Raw genomic sequence first — 16068 nt, 5'->3', positions numbered from 1 at the left:
GGATGCCGTCGTGATGTGGCAGACCGACACCGTCACTTTGAACGGAAATCAGTTCCCGGGTGATCCGCAACGGCGTGTGGCCAACGCACTGTCATCCCGACCGGGCGAATTGGCCGAGCTGATCGTGTCGTGTCGGTGGCTACTCAACGTGCTGACGACCGTGCGGGAAGCTGGTCTACCGGACGCGTGGGTAGGGGCGGGTGTTCTGCGGGATCTCGTCTGGGGCCAACGGTATGGAGCCGGCTTCAACCCCCGGGACGTTCGGGACGTCGACGTTGCATTCTTCGACGCCAGCGACCTCACCCCGGGCAGCGACGTCGCGGCAACCGAGCTTCTACGACGCCATGATCCGGCGGTCCCGTGGGAGGCGACCAACCAAGCCGCGGTGCACACCTGGTACGAGAGCGTGTTCGGTACGGGTCCAGTCGATGCACTCGGATCCGTAGCCGATGCCGTGGCCACCTGGCCCGAAACCGCTACCTGTGTCGCCGTGCGTCTCGACTCTGCCGAGACACTGCACGTCTGTGCCCCGCGTGGGCTGGAGGACCTCCTCGATGGGGTGTGGCGGCGCAATCCACGAAGGATCACGGTCGAGCTTTCACGAGCGCGTCTCTCGCGCCATGACCCCAGCAGACGCTGGCCGCAAGTCACTGTCGTTCCGCCGTAGCCGTACAGCCATCCGTACAGCCAAGTCGACCCACCAACTCCGATCTTCCTCTAGCCCCAAGGCCGCAGGTCGAAATCCTGCCGGGCGCACCTCCACCACCGCAGTTCAGCGGCTTATCAGCTCTGAGGCAAGACGATCACCGCAGCCCTCGTGAGGCCAGTCAGCCGAAGACGAAACGTCCGGTAATGCCGAAGATCGGATACGGGACGCCGCCGCCGGTCGAATCAGACCTGTCAGCATGACGTCCGTGGATCACTATGGGCTTTTGCGGCGAGCCGCGACCGACGCGGGCTTCACCGAGACGGAGACGGCGACGTTCGCCGAACTGCTGCGCTTCGCCATCGGGACAAGTCAGCAGTACAACGGCGAGCTCGCGGCGCATTCTCGGGATCTGCCGCCCCAGCGGCCCGCCGACCTGCTCGTCGGCCAGGCCGGCGGCCTGCCGCAGCTCCCGGTCGGCATGCCGTGGCCCACCGACCCGGAGGGCTACCCGCTGCCGTTCATCGCGTCTTTCGACTGTGCCGCGCTGCCGCGGGTCGAGCGCCTGCCGCTACCGTCGGACGGCTCCCTGCTGGTGTTCCTGCATCACGAAGAGGACTACGACGTCTGTGAGCGCAGCGACGAGCAGCAGTACGGACGGCTGCTTCATGTCAGGGCCGGCACAGAGACCGTGGCGCAGCTGCCAGCCAACTACGCTGCCCATCCCTACTACGCGGACCGTGACTTCATCGCTCCCGAGCAGGACCTTTTCGCTGTCGTCCAGGCCGCCGTGCCCTCGTGGTTGACCGCGGAGGATGCGGACCTGTCCGTCTTTGCGCAGCAGCTGGCGCGCGACATGCCGCATCGTCGGGAACTGTGTGCCCTGGTCGACCGGCTCTGGCCGGCCGCCGACTCCGCCGCCTTCCAGTTCGGCGGCTACTCGTGGCACACCGGTGGCGTGTCCTACGGCCACCTGTACAACGATCCTGAGCTGGAGATGGCGGAGAGGAAGCTTCGAGGCCGCCTCACCGGCATCGACCGCGCCCAGGAGGCCTTCCTCGTGGAACAGGAGTTGCAGCGGGTCCGCCGGGAGTGGCTCCCGTTGGTGCAGTTCGAGACCCGTGACGACGTCTACTTCGGCCGCTTCATGATCCGCGTCGACGACCTCGCCGCCCAGCGGTTCGACCGCGCTGTCTCCTGGACCGAGTTCACCGAGTGAGCGAGGAGAGGTGCCGGCCGGGTCAACGTGCTGCATCGCTGTCGGGAGCAGCGGCGGCTCCGGCGGAGCGTGGATCTCGCGATGGCTCTGTCGGCCACAGGTCCGGGGCGAGTCGTTCCCCTGCGCAAGGTTGTCACCCGGTGGTGGTAGACCAGGCCGAACCGGGGATCCCGGAACTGGGTCGGGCAGGCCAGGTATCCGACGTCGGTGAAAATCACCTCGAGACTGTGGTGGTAGGTCAGTTCAGCGCGGAGCGGACGCCCAGGCCGACGAGGACGGCGCCGGTGATGCGGTCCAGCGCGCGGCGCACCCGGTCGGTGCGCAGCAGCCGCGCGGCCGCCCCGGTGACCGCCGTCCAGCCGGCCAGCCATCCGGTGTGCAGCACGGCGTGCGCGGTGGCGAGTAGCAGCATGGGCGCCAGCACCGGCCCGGAGGGATCGAGGAACTGCGGGGCCAGGGTCAGGTAGACGGCGGCCGCCTTGGGATTCAGCACGTTCCCGAGCAGCCCCTGGAGGTACGGATGCCGGGCGCGCCCCGGGAGCCGACGCCATCCTGTCGGGGCGGGCGGCGCCTCAGGTGCGGCGGGCCGCCGGCGGGTCGCGGAGACCAGCAGCCAGAGGCCCAGCCCGACGAGGTAGGCGGCGCCAGCCAGCTTGACGGTCCAGAACGCCTGCGACGAGCGCAGCACCAGCGCCGCCAGGCCGGCTGCGGCCAGCACGGCGTGCACGTACAACCCGGTCACCGTACCGAGGATGACCCACCAGCCCTGGCGCCGGCCGCCTGCGCCCACCCGCGAGACGACCAGCGCGAAGCTGGTGCCGGGAGTGAGCGTGATCGGCGCGACGGCGAGCGCGAAGCCCAGCATGCCCATCCCGGTCACCGGTCAGACCACCACCCGGTAGTGGGTGGTGAGCAGCCCGGCGTCGTCGTACACGTGGAAGGCGACGCCGGGCGGTTGCCGCTGGTCGGTCAGCGGCCCCTCGCCCTCCCACGGCATCCGGAGGGTTGATACCACGCCCGGCGCGATGCGCAGGGGGCGGCCGGCGAAGGTGCTCGCCGCGGCGGTGTGGAAGTGCCCGGTCAGCACGGCGACGACCTGCGGGTGGGCGGCGACCAGGTCGGCGAGTGGATCGGCGGGCAGCAGCCGCGAGTCGTCGATGACTGGGTGGTGCAGCGCGACCGGCGGGTGGTGGAAGGCGACGAAGACCGGGACGTCGGCCGCCACGGAGGCGAGCTGATCGCGCAGCCAGCCCATGGTCTCCTCGTCCAGGTGCCCGTCGTCGCGCCCCGGAATGGTGGAGTCGGCGAGCAGGAACGTGGCGCCGGCGACGTCGTGGCGGCTGTTGATCGGGCGGTCACCGCTCGCGGCCTCGCCCAACAGCCCCTTGCGGTACGCGTCGCGCACATCGTGGTTGCCGGGGCAGACCAGCACCGGGTGTGGCGACGCGAAGAGCTTGGCGGCGAGTTCGTACTCGGACACCTGCCCGTTGTCGGCGATGTCCCCGGTGATCAGGATGGCGTCGACCGGGCGGGCCAGGTTGTGCAGGTAGTCCATGACCCGGGCGGTCCGCTCGGCCGAACGCGGGTGGTCATCGAGATGGGTGTCGCTGAGGTGCGCGATGGTCAGCACGATTCCCCCTAATGGGATTAGGCGCTTTATGCGTTAGGGACGCTACACTGGCTTCGTGGAGATCCACAATTCGCAGCGCGACGACAGGAGAGTCATGTCTGGCCAGCTCACGCTCGCCCTGGCCGGCACCATCCGGCACGACGGCAACGGCGGCGTGACCGACGACCTCGCCGACGCCCCCGGGCTCGCCCGGTGGCTGCGCCAGCAGGCCGAGCCGCTACGGCGCTACGACGACGACCTCGCACCGCCGGCCGGCCTGCCCGACGAGCAGGCCCGGCTCGACGTGGTGGCGCTGCGCCGCGCCGTACGCACTCTGCTCGCCCGCGCGGTCGCGCCGGCTCCGCCCAGCCGGGCCGACCACTCATCGCTGCTCACCCCGGCCGACGCGGTGCGGCACCTCAACGACGCCGCCGGACGGCTGCCCACCAGCCCGCGGCTGCGCTGGCCGGACGACGCGGCGCCGACCCTCACCCGGCACTCGGCCCCGGCGGAGCTGCGGATACGGCTCACTGCGGCACTGGCCCGCGCCGCCGTCGACCTCCTCGCCAGCCCCGAGCGGGAACGGCTACGCGCCTGCCCGGCGCCGCGCTGCGTGCGGTACTTCCTCCAGGAACACGCGCGCCAGCAATGGTGCAAGCCGTCCTGCGGCAACCGCGCCCGCGTCGCCCGCCACTACCAGCGGCACCAGGCCGAGCGGTAGCCGCAAACGATCGGTCACTGGGCTACCTCAGCCCGGACGAGTTGCGAAACCGCCTGCACAGCCGCCAGACGGAGCCGCACTGACCTGCCGCCGTCCGAGGGCCTGGCCAATATCAATGGCTCCGGGGCGGCACGGCGCGGTGGCCGGCTTCGATCCTGGCCGACGTCGGGTTCGCCGAGATCGTTCGGCAGCCGACCGGGGCAGCCCAGGCAGACGCGAAGCCACCAGACGCTCGGCCACGGGCCCGGTGCCGACGCCCTCGGGCGACATGCCGAAGTGACCGCGAATCTCCTCGCCGAGACACTCCCGAATCTCGCTGCCGCCCGCTCCACCAGCCAGCCTCATCAACGACGGCAAGAGCATGCAGCCGTACTCGTCGACGTTGGTCTCCGCATCGAAGACACCGATCAAGTCCCACTCGTCGAGCAATCGCCGCAACTCGTCCGCCCGCTCGTACATGCGGCGACGATCACATCTCGAACGGCACACAGCCCGCCGTCGGCCAGCAGAGGCGCGTGCACTCCTTTGCCGCAGATCGGGCGGGCGCTCGGTCACCTCGGCACCGCCCGGCCGAGCAGGTCGTGACCGTCGCCTGCTGATCGCCCTACCGGCATCCAGGAGTCCTGCGGGAAGGGTCCCCACCCGATCGCGACCCGCCAAGAGCCTAGGATGGTCCCGGTGACCATCCCCGAACGGCGGCCCGCCGACGTCCCGACCGACGAAGCCCGGCTCGACGAGGCCCTGCGGTTCCTCTCCGCTGCACCGGTCGCACTCGACGTCGCCGCCAAGCGGCTCGCCCGCGGCAGCGGCGTCTACGCGTGGTGGGCTGCTCCCTCGGTCCTCCCCGACCTCCCCGGACCGCCGAACGACAGCGACCCGTCGCGGCGGATGCTCTATCTCGGCCGGGCGACCAGCCTGCGGGGCCGGGTCCTGCGCAACCACCTGAGGCGTTCGGGCAGTTCGACCCTGCGCCGCACATTGGCCGGTCTCCTCGTGTCCGAGGGCTACCGGACGACCTGGACCGACCGGGTCGTCCTGGTTCCCGAGGACGAGGCACGGCTGACCGCGTGGATGCACGAGCACCTGCGCCTGACCTGGGCGGAGGATGCCGAACCGGCGGACATCGAGACCGAACTCGTCCGGCGCCTGCACCCGCCGCTCAACGTCCACGGCGTCGACCCCGAGCACATCCAGGCGGCAGTGGTCGCCGCCAAGAACGCCTACAACGCCAGCAGCGGCCCTGCCCAGCCTTAGCCAAGCCCGCAACCCGACGGGCTTCGCGCCGCATCCCATCCGGGCCGAGCAGACGCCTGCTCATCCGCTGACCGGAATTGCAGTAGCCGCATTCGATCCCTGGTCGGCTATCGTCGCGCCGTGGCACAGACGAGGCAGTATGCCTATGTCGGGCCGGCCGAGTTCCGTGAGCGGGTGGTCGCGGTGGACGCTGTCACCGTGCACTCGATCGCCTCGCTCGACGAGTGGCTGGCTGGGCGTGACCCTGGAGACCTCGGCGAACCGGTCACGTTCGTTGTCGATCTCGACGGCATGCTCAGACTGGCGCCGCGTCGGAGCGAACACATCGCCCTTGCCGGTGGTCGGGACGTGCTTGCGGCAGGTGAGATGGCGTTTGCTTCGGCCGGTGGCGGCTGGCGCGCCGGCGAGGTCACAAACCAGTCGACCGGCTACTGCCCCGATCCGGACTGCTGGCCCGCTGTGGCGAAGGCACTCGACCGAATCGGCGTACCCCACCCTGGTCGCTTCACCGACCGGGTCATCTTTCGTCGTTGCCCCGGCTGCGGTGAGCGCAACATCGTGCGCGACGACGACTTCACCTGCGCCCTGTGCGGTGGCACCCTGCCCGCACGGTGGAACCTGACGTCCGGCTGACGGCGTCCGGCACCAAGCCGGCCAACGAGGCCCTGTCGGTGACGAGCACGTTCCCTGACTACCGCTTGATGCCGGCATCACCGGGCTGGAGCGCGGCGGCGACGAGACGGAGTCGTTCCGGCGACAGTTCACCTCCGTGACGGCGGTAGGTGGCCGATCCGAGGCCGACGAGGACGCCGTCCACGCACGTCCACCGGCACGGCCCCCAGTACCTGAGGTTGTTAAGCAGTTCTTCACTGAGCTGACGCACACCGGACCGGGCGCCGAGAGTGGCCAGGGCTTCCGCTGTCAGGTCGACGGCCGTGCTCGGGCGGCTGCTGTCGGCACAGGCCGGAACGAGCAGGAGCAACCGCTCGGCCGGCCTGTGGTCCGGATCCGGCTGCCGCGCTGCGGCGACCACCTCCTGCCATGCGAACGCCGGCCCTCGGAAATGTCCCTCCATCGCGGCGAGGGGGATCGACACGTCGCCGGTGCCGGGGTCGAGCACATAGTCGACGCCACCGTCGTCCTCGTAGTTGCGCATGACGACGTGCAGGCGACAGCCCTCGGCGAGCGGTAGCGAGATCACCGGCCATCGGTCCGGGTCGAGGAATACGTCGACGATCGGCTCCAGATCGGCTGGATCGACACCGAAGGCGTCCGGTGCCGACGCGGCTCCGCCGACGGTGGCGAGGAAGGCGGGCCAGAACATCGCCTGCGACATCACGTCTGACCCGTCGACCAGCGGCGACCGCAGGATCGGCGGTTCGTATCCGTCCAGGTATCCGGGGATGATCACCTGGCCGTCAGTGCGGCTTCCAGGTCCCGGCGAGTCAGGGCGGAGCGGAGCTGCAGTCCCTCGGCCGCCAGGTTCTCCCGCCCACCCTGCTCGCGGTCGATGGCGCAGACCACCGTCTCCACCTGGGCACCGACCGAGCGCAGGTGTCCGCACGAGGCCAGAAGCGCGCCTCCCGTGGTCACGACGTCCTCGATCACGACGACCCGCAGACCGCTCACCGGCCCGCCCTCGGCCACCTTCGCGGTGCCGTACTCCTTCGCCTGCTTGCGCACGAACACCGTCGGCAGCCCGGTCAGCTGCGACATCACCGTGGCAATCGGGATGCCGCCCATCTCCATGCCCGCCAGCACGTCGCACTCCGGCAGCAGGGCCACCATCGCCTCGGCGACCTCGCGCAGCAGCTCCGGCTTCCCCTCGAACAGGTACTTGTCGAAGTACTCGTCGCTGACCTGCCCGGATCGAAGATGGAACCGGCCGGTGAGGTGGCAGGTGTCGTAGACACGGCGCGCGAGCGGGTGAGTCACCGGCCCAGTCTCGCACCCGTCACACGATCCGTCGGATGCGTACCCTCGGACGCTCGTTGCGCAGGTGACCCAGCTTGTGCTGGCGGACCTGCTCCTCCCACGCCTCCTGGTCGTACTCCGGATCCGGCGCCGTCCACCGGTGCGACCCGTCGCTGTAGTGGAACTTCTCGTCGCCGGCCCGCAACACGCTCACCGCACCCACCCCAGGAACCGCCGGTGCAACGTCCCCGCCGGCGCCCAGCTCAGATCCGCCGTCGCCCGCACCAACTGCGCCCCCAGATACACCGCCAGCGACACCGGCGCACCCTCGTACTCCGCAAGAAGCTCCCGCCGCCGCGTCGCGCACGGCCACGGCGCACCGCACCCACCGCACGTCCAGACCGGCAGCACCGGCCCATGGGTGCTCACCCGCGCACCCCCAGGAAGCGGGCGACGCTCGCGCGCGCCTGCCGGCTGGTCGCCCAGGCGACCTGCCAGCAGGGGTACGGAGTCAGCCGTGCCCACCACAGCCGGCAACCCACGCACATCCCGTCCAGACCCCGTACGTGCACCGCCAGGATCGCCTGTTCCGCAGTCCTCACTGGTCCTCCTGCGGCGGCCAGTGACCGCGATTGATCGGTACGCGGTGGCGATTCCGGCACGGCAGCTCCGCACCACACCGACACACCCACCGCCACTTCCGCCACGACCAGGCCGGGCGATGCCGGCGTACGAGCGTCGACGCGACGGCGAGGAGGTAGCCCTCGTACGGCAGGCGCGGCTCGGCGGGTGCGGCGACGTCGGTGTCCCGATGTGGCGCTCGCGCCGCTGCGGACTCGCCGGGCGTTGCCTGCGCGTGATCGGATTCAGCCAGCCCGAGGATTCTCCGCTTCGCCGCCTCCCATTCGGCTTTCTGCGCTTCCTGGCCCGTGGGGCGCCAACGGTTACGACCGCCCATCACCACCTCCGTCCGCTCCGGCGCAACGGATCACTTCACAAGGGAGTGCGGCGTCACGCCCGGCAGGATGAGGCGTTTCCTCACCCGAAAACGGACACTAGGGCCGCATGGTGATGGAGAAATTACCGCTGGTTATGCCGCCAGGCTGATGCCCAGCCGCCCGGCCAGCAGACGCAGCTCGTTCGGCACGGCCCGCCGCTTGGCCCGCTGCGCCATCGCGACGACGGCGTCCTGCGCGAGCGGGTTGAGCGAGAACGGCACCGGCGCGGCCTGCTCCGCGCGCACGAACGCGGCGATCGCTTCGTTGTCCCGGCGACCGGAATCGGCCAGCGCCCGCCCGAGGTCGAGCCAGTACGACATCTGCCGGATCGACGCCGCCAGCACCTGCGGCCGTACCGTGCGGGACAGCTCGATCACCCGGCCCGGCTCGCCGGACTCGGCCGCGATGGACATCTCCCACAGCGTCACGTTCGTCGGCCCGAACCCGCAGCCGTTGAACCCCATGCCGTCCGCCGGGTCGCCGAGGGTCGCCGCTTCCCGGGCAGCCTCGGTCAGATGGTCACGCGCGGCGTCGAGGCGCCCGCTGACTGTCGAGGCCAGAGCCGCAGACAGGTGCAACTGGCCGAGCATCTGCCGGACCCGCTCGTCGGAGGCGGCGGACTGAAGCTCCGCGAGCGACCGGTCAGCCGCCCGCGCGGCGAGGGGCGCCGACTCGATCGGCAGACTCTGCGCGTACGCGAAACGGGTCGCGCCCAGCCACGCCGCCTCCTCCACGTCCTCGGCCGCCGTCACCGCCACGCGCGCCGCGTTCAACGCCAGGTGGCGGTACCCGAGGTGCCGCAGGCAGGCCGACGCCTGGTACGCCACCTGCGCAAGCGCCGGTCCGCCCGCCGCAGCCGCCTCCAGCAGCAGGCCGGGCAGCATCTGGGCCATGGCCGGGAAGTTCGAGCGGTGGCGGAGCTGCTCACTGCGGGCGATGCCCGCCGCCAGCGCTTCCCGGGTACGCGTCGACGGCCGCCGCTCGCCGTCCTCGATCTCGATGAGTGCGGACCAGATCGCCGGTACGCACTCGGCCGCGCGCTCACGCGCCGGGTCGCCCGTCTCGGTGCCCTGCCCGAGCAGGTCCGCGACCGTGATCTGCAACGCGGCGGCGACGGCGACCAGGGTGGAGCGCCTGTCGATCGTCTTACGGCCGGACTCGACCTGGGAGATGTAGGACTGGCTGACCCCGGCGAGCCCGGCGAGAACGGCCTGGCTCATCCCGCCACGGCGCATCCGCCAGTAGCGAATCCGGGCACCGATCGTGTCGGCCTTGCTGGCCATGTCTCGCCTGCCTCCCAGGACGAGGGCTGGGACTTCGGCACCGGCCAGTGAGCCGGCATACCCGTGCGCCAGTGTACGTGGGTCGGTGCTCTCGCATCGACGACGAGGCGGGTCCTACCTGCCGCTCCCCCGCGCTCTGTGATCGACTGGTTGGGCCGACCGGAGGTGTGACCGACATGCCAACGCCGCCCGCCTACCTGGCAATCGCCGCCGACCTACGTGCCGCGATCCTGTCCGGAGAACTCCCCGCTGGAGCGAAGTTGCCGTCCGAGTCCGGCCTGATGCGCCAGTACGACGTGAGCCGAACCGTCGCCAAGTGGGCCATCGCCGTCCTCAAGGGCGAGGGCATCGTGGAGGGTCGAGCCGGATCCGGCGTATACGTCCGGGACACCACCCGACTGGTCCGTCACGCCCGAAGCCGCGAAGTACGCTCCGGCGACGGCCCGACTTCCCCGTTCGCCCGCGACGCAGCCGGCGCCGGGCAGCGGGGCACCTGGGAGCACGACAGCCGACACGAGCGGGCCGATGAGCGGATTGCCGCGCGGCTCGGCATCGAGCCGGGAGCGCCGGTGATGCGGACTTCATACCGCTTCCTCGCCGACGGCGAGCCGATACAGCTCTCCGTGTCGTACGAACCGCTTAACCTCACCAAGGGCACTCCGATCGAGTGGCCGGAGAAGGGCGACGTGGAGGGCGTCGTCGCTCGTATGGACGCCATCGGCGTACGGGTCGACGAGGTTGAGGAGCGCGTGAGCCTTCGCTCGGCGACTGCGGAGGAGGTCGAGGCGCTCAACCTGCCGGCCCGCACGTTCGTGCACACCATCGAGCGGACCTACACGGCGAGCGGTACGCCGGTGGAGACGGCCGACATCGTGCTGCCCGGCGGCCGATACGACCTCGTCTACCGCCTTCCCATCGACTGAGGTAGCGCGACGGGGCTGCTGCGGTGTCGACAAGCTCGGCTGACGAGGGATGCCTCCGGCGAAGACGACCGCTCCTCACGTGGAACCATGAGCCTCAACTTCGAAGCTGGCGTGCTCAGCGCGCAGCGCGCACCGGTTGATGGCGCCGATCCGGGCTCGCGACCGGACGTTCTGCGTCCTGCACGACACCAAGGAAACCCTCGTCCACATCTCCTGTCTCACACATCCGGATCTGGCTCCCTCTGTGTCAGGACACCGCCGGGAGGAGAGTTCTATCCTGGGTCTCGGCGGGTCCGGGAAGTGACTTCTCCGAAGAGCCGGCTGGGGGATGAGAGTCGGTCACGCTGGAGCCAGTAGTTGTTCCCCGTTGTCCTCCCGGGCCCGCCGCCGTGGCCACCGCGTCGCTGATCATGCACTGGTAGACGATGTCGGACAGCCGTCGTTCAGGGCGCGCATCGCTTCCATCGATGTCTTGCCGAAGGCTTTTTCTGGTCGAAGTAGGCGCGTCCTTCGGTGGGATTACGCTACTGGACCGTGGCCATGATGTGCAGCACCCGGTTGATCTGCCGGTTCCCGGCACGGGAGAGCCGGTGTCGTACCTGCTCGCCGGAGGACGCGCCGATGGGGGCGGTGCCGTTCCAGGAGGCGAAGTGGGCCCGGTTGGGGAATCGGGTATGTATCGGCTCGATCCCCGTGCACGCACGTGCCGATGAGCATGCCCCGGTCGCGCCCCGCTGGGCCCTTGCATAGGCTGCGTCGCCATGGACGAGTCGCGCGGGTCAGGAGTCCTCCGTCATCAGTCGCTGCACGACGGGTTCGTACCGGCGCAAGGGCCGCAGCGGGCCTTCGCCGACGCTATCGACCGACACATCGAGGAACACTTCGGGCCCGTCGAGTTCGTCTACCACGAGATCGCCTCACACCTGGTCGGTGTGCATGTCCATGTCGTGGCCCCGACCCAGGAACGCCCGTACCGGACGCTGGTCACTTCAGGGATGAGTGAGCTGCCGATGACGGTCCCGGAGGGCCACGACATCAGCCCGTACGCCGAACTGATGCTCAGCCTGCCGGCAGACTGGCCGCTGACCGAGGTAGCCGGGCTCGGCGACGAGACCGGGTGGCCGCTGCGGATCCTCAAGCAGGTAGCGCGGCTGCCGCACGAGTACGGAACCTGGATCGGCGAATGGCATTCCGTGCCGAACGGCGATCCCGCGCAGCCGTACGCTACGGACACCCCGTTCGCCGGAGTCGTCGTCGCGCCGATGCTGCGGGTGCCGCCCGAGGCGCGGACGATCGACGTCGGCGGCGGCATCCGAATCGCGTTGCTCGCGCTGATCCCTCTGCACCCAGAGGAGATTGCAGTCAAGGTCGAACGCGGTACCGACGCACTCATCGAAGTCCTCGACCGTGGCCGCATCACCGAGTTGCTGGACCCGCGCCGGCCCTCGTACGCCTGACAGCTCGACCGGACGCGCTGACCAAGGTCACGTGCGCGCTTCTGCGGCCTTCCGTGCTCCAGAGCGTTCCGGCTTCATCGGGACTGGGTCTGCTCTTCGGCCCGTTCGAGCCAGCCTCGGTACCAGCGCGTGAAGCCCGTCGGGCTCCCGTCGGGCTCGTGCAGAGGCAGGAATCCGCCGTCGCTGGCGGTGTCGTCGCCCCACATCTGACCGCGAGCTGGTCCGCTGATGACGAGGGCTTCGCGGTAGGCGCAGCCGAGGTGACAGAGGTAGAGCAGCCCGATGGAGTGTTCGGGCGAGAAGACGACAGCTTCGTGCTGCTGCCAGTATGCGTCTTCAGCCTCGTTGAACTTGTCTTCGGAGTCGAAGTCCGCCTTGCCAGGGGGATCGGGCAGGCCGTCTGCGGGGTTGAATGCATCGGTGTGCGGGAACGGCCGGCTCAACGTCTTCAGGTCGGTGAGTTCGGCACCGTCGCCTTCCAGCGCCAGCGGTCGTCTACCCGTTGAACGGGGAAGAGGCCGTACGCCGGGCCCGCGCCCCCGCGACTGACCTGTAGGAGGAAGGAACGGTACTCGGCGGGTAACTCGACATCTAACTGTGATTCCAGCTCGGCCAGCTCATCCGTGGTCAGAGGCGGCTCGCGTCGCCACTGGTGGCCGTTGGCTCCGAAAACCATGCCGGCAGACGGGTGCGTCGACAATCTGCCCAGGCGATCGGGTACATCCGACCAATCCAAGAGGATCACGGCAACACCCTAAACGTTGTGCTGCGGGCGCGCGCTCGTGCGGCTGCGGGAGGCGTTCATCGGCGGGCCAGAAACATCGCCTGCGACATCAGGTCTGACCCGTCGACCAGCGGCGACCGCAGGATCGGCGGTTCGTAGCCGTCCAGGTATCCGGGGATGATCACCTGGCCATCATGGCAGCGCGGTAGCCGCCGATGGACCGGTGCCGTTTGTCGCACCGCCCCGGCCGGTTCGATCATCCGGACATGACGAGTGGATCGGCCTGTCAGAGCTGGCTGCCTGGGCCGAGAATCTCCGGCGGGACATAACCGTCGTGGTCCTTGGGATCGCCGGCGTGAAGTCCCGCGTACATCTGATACGGCAGAAGCAGGACGTCAGATGTACGGGCAAGGTCCAGCTCCTTGCTGGGCCCGAACCAGCCGTCCACGAGTGAGTCCTTGACGATCAACGTACACAGGATGACGACTCTGCGACCGTCGACCGCGCAGGCCTGAAGCTCGACGTGTTCCGTGGCGGCCCACCGGTTCCCGCTGGTGAAGCGATAGTGGAAGTGCACCGCCGGACCCCGCTCGGGTGCCTGAGGGTGGACAGTTGTCTTCCAGGCGGTCACTTCGGCGGTCACCGGGTAAGTCTGGTCTCCTCGGACCACAGTGACCTTCCGGGCCGCCGACCCGGGTTCCGGAGTAAAGGGGCGGTGGTCAGTGCCGCACGCTACGACCGCAGTCGCGACGGGGATGACGAGGATGCCGACGCGGCCGAGGCGGAACCACGAAGCCATGCGAGACATCGTAGGCGGGCAGGCCGGCGGACCCTATCCGGTAACGGTCAGCCAGACAGGCGGGGTTGGGTGTCCATTTCCGCGCCCGACACGATCTGTTCCGCGAGACGTGTCGTCTTCACCGTCTCCGGATGCTCCCGGCCGAGCACCTCGATCCGTTTCCTCACCGTCTCCCGGCAAAGGGTCAGAGCTTCATCGGTGCGACCGGCGGCAAGCAGATCGATCACCACGTCGTAGGCCGAGAGCAGCGTATGGGGATGGTCGTCGCCGAGTACTCTCCGCCGACGCACGTAGGTCTCCTGGTTGAGGGCCAGGCTCTCCTCGTGCCACCCGAGGGCCCGAAGATCCAGAGCCAGGTTGTGCGCGGTTCCCAGTGTCTCCAGGTGCTCCTCGCCGAAGATCCTCGCCTTCCGCTTCAAGGTGTCCTCGTGCAGGGCACGAGCTTCTTGAGGCTTGCCGAGTATCCGGAGGTTGGAAGCGACGTGGTCCGCTGCGTTGAGGGTGAGCAGCTGGTCCTCGCCGAAGGCTCGGCGGCTCCGCCTGTACACCTCGACAGCCATGTCCTGACACTCCGCGTATCGTGCCTGCCGCCAGAGCGCACTAGCCAGGGTGTGGGCAGTGGAGAGAGTCTGCCGATCATCAGGCCCGAGGGAGACCCGCCAGTGCTCGTAGAGGTTGGCGGCAAGCTCCTGTCCGCGTTTCAGCTCGCCGCGCTCGAGCAGATACCAGGCCACCGCATGAGCGGCGGATCGCATTGCTGTTGATCGGGTCGCGACGAGGTCGCTCGCCAGCAGGTGCGGCATCAGCCGGTCCCAGAGTTCCCACGACGACGTGCTCTTGCTGTCGGCCGGGCAGAGGTTCGCCAGGACCTCGTCGGCCCTTCGGCGGATCTCCGGGCGGCGTTCCGCCTCGATGCTTCCACTGATCACCAGTTGCACGAGCCGGTGCAGCAGAATCGATTTCCCATCCACCTGTGCCAGGCCATAGCGCGAGATCCAGCCGAGCGTTCGGCGCATCCCCAGCGTGGTCTGCAACTGCGCCGCCAGCGGCTCTGCCAGCACGACGGCGACTTCTGGCCTGAACAACTCCACGGGGAGCGGCTCGGCCGCCATCATCGAACAGATCTCGAGAAGCTGTACGGCCGCCGGGGATTCCTCCTCCAGCCGCCGGAGAGCGGTCACCACCACCTGTGTCAGCGGCGTGGGGTAGGTGGGCAGGCGCCCGTCCTCCAGCAGGTCCCTACCGTTTCGGTCCAGCTCCTTGAGGTACTCCGCCGCGGACATGCCTGTCTCGTTCATGAGGGAGCACGCCTGAGCGACCGCCAGGGGCAGGTCTTCGAGGCGGCCGGCGATGTCATTCGCCTCAGCGCTGCTCAACGTGGGCGACAGACGCCTCATGAGAGCCACCGATTCGGCCCGCGAGAACGGGTCCACCGCAACCGGATCTCCCACCAACTCCCAGGCGGGATTTCGGGACGTGATGATGACGTGGCCCGGCCCCAGGGGCACCCATTGCGCCAGTGCGGCCGGATCCTCAGCGTTGTCGAAGATGAGCAGCCATCGATCGGTGCGGGAGAACTGGAGCCTCACCTCGCGGAGAGCCGATGGGATGTCGGCCGCAGTCTTCACCCATCCGGCCGCTACGCCCAGTGACGTCAGCTGGCCGCCGATCATCGACGGCGTCTCCGCATCGATCCACCAGACCAGGTCGTAGCGCTCCAGTCGACGATAGGCGTATTCGGTGCTCAGCGTGGTTTTTCCGACGCCGCCGATTCCATGGAGCACCTGGACGACAGTCGACGTCCGCTCCTCGAGGCCGTTCTCGAAAGCGGCGAGTTGAATGTCTCGTCCCACGAAACAGGGGTTACGTGGCGGGAGGTTGTAGACGACTTCGCGACGCCCATTCGGCGGGTCGGAGTCGGCCACCGCCTTCTGCTCTCCCGAATGGCCGGCCCACGCAGCCAGGGCCGCACCGATGACCGGACATACGAGCGCCGCTACGGTTGCTGAGGTCTGTACGTCCAAGTCGGCCCACACCTGGCACGCCAGCCAGGTCGCGGCCACCAGCACTGCGCTGGCACCGGTGGCTACCAGCCACCGCGCGTTTCCTCTCAACCGTTACCCCGCTTTCGAGGAGCGCGCCAACGGTAGACCGTAGAGTCTAGACTTTACAGCTTGTCTATGGCTGTGCCGAGCCGAGTTCTCCGTCGAGGACGTTCTTTCACTACGCGAACGTCGCCCATTCACGAGTCGGGATGCAGCCTTCGCTCACGTCCCAGCAGCCCTCGGCCCACGCTTTCGCCACCGTCACCGGGCGGCTGAGCACCACATCACCGGCCCGTTGTGCCCGCAGCACCAGCCCGTACTGCGGCGAACACGATCGCCGCCCTGCGAGTACCTCAGTTCGAGGCTGTGCGCCGAGAGGTGCTCGGTGAACTCCTGCTCCAGCCGTGAGGGCCGCTGGCCCACCAGACGCATTCCGTCCAGTGACCGCAGATCCGATAGGCACCGCGCCCGCAGCC

At 69.1% G+C, this 16068-nt stretch carries 22 protein-coding genes; 7 read left to right on the top strand and 15 right to left on the bottom strand.

Annotated features, from left to right (window positions below; all coding sequences use genetic code 11):
* Positions 1–13: 13 nt before the first annotated feature.
* Positions 14–667 carry a nucleotidyltransferase family protein gene (locus SM452_RS17490; protein ID WP_463840389.1) on the top strand — a complete coding sequence of 218 codons (654 nt, stop codon included), beginning with the start codon at positions 14–16 and terminating at the stop codon, positions 665–667.
* Positions 668–914: 247 nt separating this feature from the next.
* Positions 915–1865 carry a DUF1963 domain-containing protein gene (locus SM452_RS17485; RefSeq protein WP_463840294.1) on the top strand — a complete coding sequence of 317 codons (951 nt, stop codon included), beginning with the start codon at positions 915–917 and terminating at the stop codon, positions 1863–1865.
* Between the two features lie 238 nt (positions 1866–2103).
* On the opposite strand, the gene SM452_RS17480 is transcribed toward SM452_RS17485, so the two are convergent.
* Complete coding sequence (locus tag SM452_RS17480; RefSeq protein WP_463840388.1) at positions 2104–2736, bottom strand: LysE family translocator; 633 nt, start codon at positions 2734–2736, stop codon at positions 2104–2106.
* A gap of 12 nt (positions 2737–2748) precedes the next feature.
* Positions 2749–3495, bottom strand: a complete 747-nt coding sequence (locus SM452_RS17475) for a metallophosphoesterase (protein ID WP_262014436.1) — start codon at positions 3493–3495, stop codon at positions 2749–2751.
* Positions 3496–3550: 55 nt separating this feature from the next.
* On the opposite strand from SM452_RS17475, the gene SM452_RS17470 reads away from it, so the two are divergent.
* Positions 3551–4195, top strand: coding sequence for a CGNR zinc finger domain-containing protein (locus SM452_RS17470; RefSeq protein ID WP_463840293.1), 645 nt, complete (start codon positions 3551–3553; stop codon positions 4193–4195).
* 27 nt (positions 4196–4222) lie between these two features.
* Here SM452_RS17470 and SM452_RS17465 read toward each other — a convergent pair whose 3' ends face one another.
* A complete protein-coding gene (locus tag SM452_RS17465; protein ID WP_463840292.1) occupies positions 4223–4654 on the bottom strand; it encodes a hypothetical protein in 432 nt (143 codons plus the stop codon).
* A 210-nt stretch (positions 4655–4864) separates the two neighbouring features.
* Here SM452_RS17465 and SM452_RS17460 point away from each other — a divergent pair, with 210 nt between their 5' ends.
* Both SM452_RS17460 and SM452_RS17455 read left to right on the top strand, forming a co-directional pair.
* Positions 4865–5449 carry a GIY-YIG nuclease family protein gene (locus SM452_RS17460; protein ID WP_463840291.1) on the top strand — a complete coding sequence of 195 codons (585 nt, stop codon included), beginning with the start codon at positions 4865–4867 and terminating at the stop codon, positions 5447–5449.
* 120 nt (positions 5450–5569) lie between these two features.
* Positions 5570–6082 carry a TFIIB-type zinc ribbon-containing protein gene (locus tag SM452_RS17455; RefSeq protein WP_262014439.1) on the top strand — a complete coding sequence of 171 codons (513 nt, stop codon included), beginning with the start codon at positions 5570–5572 and terminating at the stop codon, positions 6080–6082.
* 58 nt (positions 6083–6140) lie between these two features.
* Here the strand turns inward: SM452_RS17455 and SM452_RS17450 are convergent, their stop codons facing one another.
* The 6 genes from SM452_RS17450 to SM452_RS17425 all read right to left on the bottom strand — a co-directional run bounded on the left by SM452_RS17450 (position 6141) and on the right by SM452_RS17425 (position 9644).
* Positions 6141–6860 (bottom strand): hypothetical protein, encoded by a 720-nt coding sequence (locus SM452_RS17450; protein ID WP_463840290.1) that lies wholly within the window; start codon positions 6858–6860, stop codon positions 6141–6143.
* Positions 6857–7384, bottom strand: a complete 528-nt coding sequence (pyrE, locus tag SM452_RS17445; protein ID WP_209961548.1) for an orotate phosphoribosyltransferase — start codon at positions 7382–7384, stop codon at positions 6857–6859. Before pyrE ends, SM452_RS17450 begins: the two co-directional genes overlap by 4 nt.
* Before the next feature lie 19 nt (positions 7385–7403).
* Positions 7404–7577, bottom strand: a complete 174-nt coding sequence (locus tag SM452_RS17440) for a hypothetical protein (protein ID WP_357209628.1) — start codon at positions 7575–7577, stop codon at positions 7404–7406.
* A complete protein-coding gene (locus SM452_RS17435; RefSeq protein ID WP_026268310.1) occupies positions 7574–7792 on the bottom strand; it encodes a hypothetical protein in 219 nt (72 codons plus the stop codon). Before SM452_RS17435 ends, SM452_RS17440 begins: the two co-directional genes overlap by 4 nt.
* Positions 7789–8229 carry a hypothetical protein gene (locus tag SM452_RS17430; protein ID WP_436798927.1) on the bottom strand — a complete coding sequence of 147 codons (441 nt, stop codon included), beginning with the start codon at positions 8227–8229 and terminating at the stop codon, positions 7789–7791. Before SM452_RS17430 ends, SM452_RS17435 begins: the two co-directional genes overlap by 4 nt.
* A 224-nt stretch (positions 8230–8453) precedes the next feature.
* Positions 8454–9644, bottom strand: a complete 1191-nt coding sequence (locus SM452_RS17425; protein WP_355512971.1) for a helix-turn-helix domain-containing protein — start codon at positions 9642–9644, stop codon at positions 8454–8456.
* Positions 9645–9715: 71 nt separating this feature from the next.
* On the opposite strand from SM452_RS17425, the gene SM452_RS17420 reads away from it, so the two are divergent.
* Positions 9716–10567: a GntR family transcriptional regulator gene (locus tag SM452_RS17420; protein ID WP_463840289.1), complete on the top strand. Its 852-nt coding sequence runs from the start codon at positions 9716–9718 to the stop codon at positions 10565–10567.
* Positions 10568–11091: 524 nt separating this feature from the next.
* On the opposite strand, the gene SM452_RS17415 is transcribed toward SM452_RS17420, so the two are convergent.
* Positions 11092–11247: a transposase gene (locus tag SM452_RS17415; RefSeq protein ID WP_355512991.1), complete on the bottom strand. Its 156-nt coding sequence runs from the start codon at positions 11245–11247 to the stop codon at positions 11092–11094.
* 99 nt (positions 11248–11346) lie between these two features.
* A complete protein-coding gene (locus tag SM452_RS17410; protein ID WP_463840394.1) occupies positions 11347–11475 on the bottom strand; it encodes a hypothetical protein in 129 nt (42 codons plus the stop codon).
* A gap of 24 nt (positions 11476–11499) precedes the next feature.
* On the opposite strand from SM452_RS17410, the gene SM452_RS17405 reads away from it, so the two are divergent.
* Positions 11500–12024, top strand: a complete 525-nt coding sequence (locus SM452_RS17405) for a suppressor of fused domain protein (protein WP_463840387.1) — start codon at positions 11500–11502, stop codon at positions 12022–12024.
* A 74-nt stretch (positions 12025–12098) separates the two neighbouring features.
* On the opposite strand, the gene SM452_RS17400 is transcribed toward SM452_RS17405, so the two are convergent.
* The 4 genes from SM452_RS17400 to fxsT all read right to left on the bottom strand — a co-directional run bounded on the left by SM452_RS17400 (position 12099) and on the right by fxsT (position 15610).
* Positions 12099–12467 carry a hypothetical protein gene (locus tag SM452_RS17400; protein ID WP_463840288.1) on the bottom strand — a complete coding sequence of 123 codons (369 nt, stop codon included), beginning with the start codon at positions 12465–12467 and terminating at the stop codon, positions 12099–12101.
* A 5-nt stretch (positions 12468–12472) separates the two neighbouring features.
* Positions 12473–12700, bottom strand: a complete 228-nt coding sequence (locus tag SM452_RS17395) for an SMI1/KNR4 family protein (RefSeq protein WP_463840386.1) — start codon at positions 12698–12700, stop codon at positions 12473–12475.
* Positions 12701–13034: 334 nt separating this feature from the next.
* The gene (locus SM452_RS17390) at positions 13035–13547 is read right to left on the bottom strand and encodes a hypothetical protein (protein WP_355512960.1); all 513 of its coding nucleotides are present in this window, start codon (positions 13545–13547) and stop codon (positions 13035–13037) included.
* Positions 13548–13594: 47 nt separating this feature from the next.
* Complete coding sequence (gene fxsT, locus SM452_RS17385; RefSeq protein ID WP_355512957.1) at positions 13595–15610, bottom strand: FxSxx-COOH system tetratricopeptide repeat protein; 2016 nt, start codon at positions 15608–15610, stop codon at positions 13595–13597.
* Between the last annotated feature and the right edge of the window lie 458 nt (positions 15611–16068).

The sequence above is a fragment of the Micromonospora sp. SYSU B005 genome (assembly GCF_055362685.1).
This window is presented reverse-complemented; position numbering and strand designations above follow the sequence as displayed.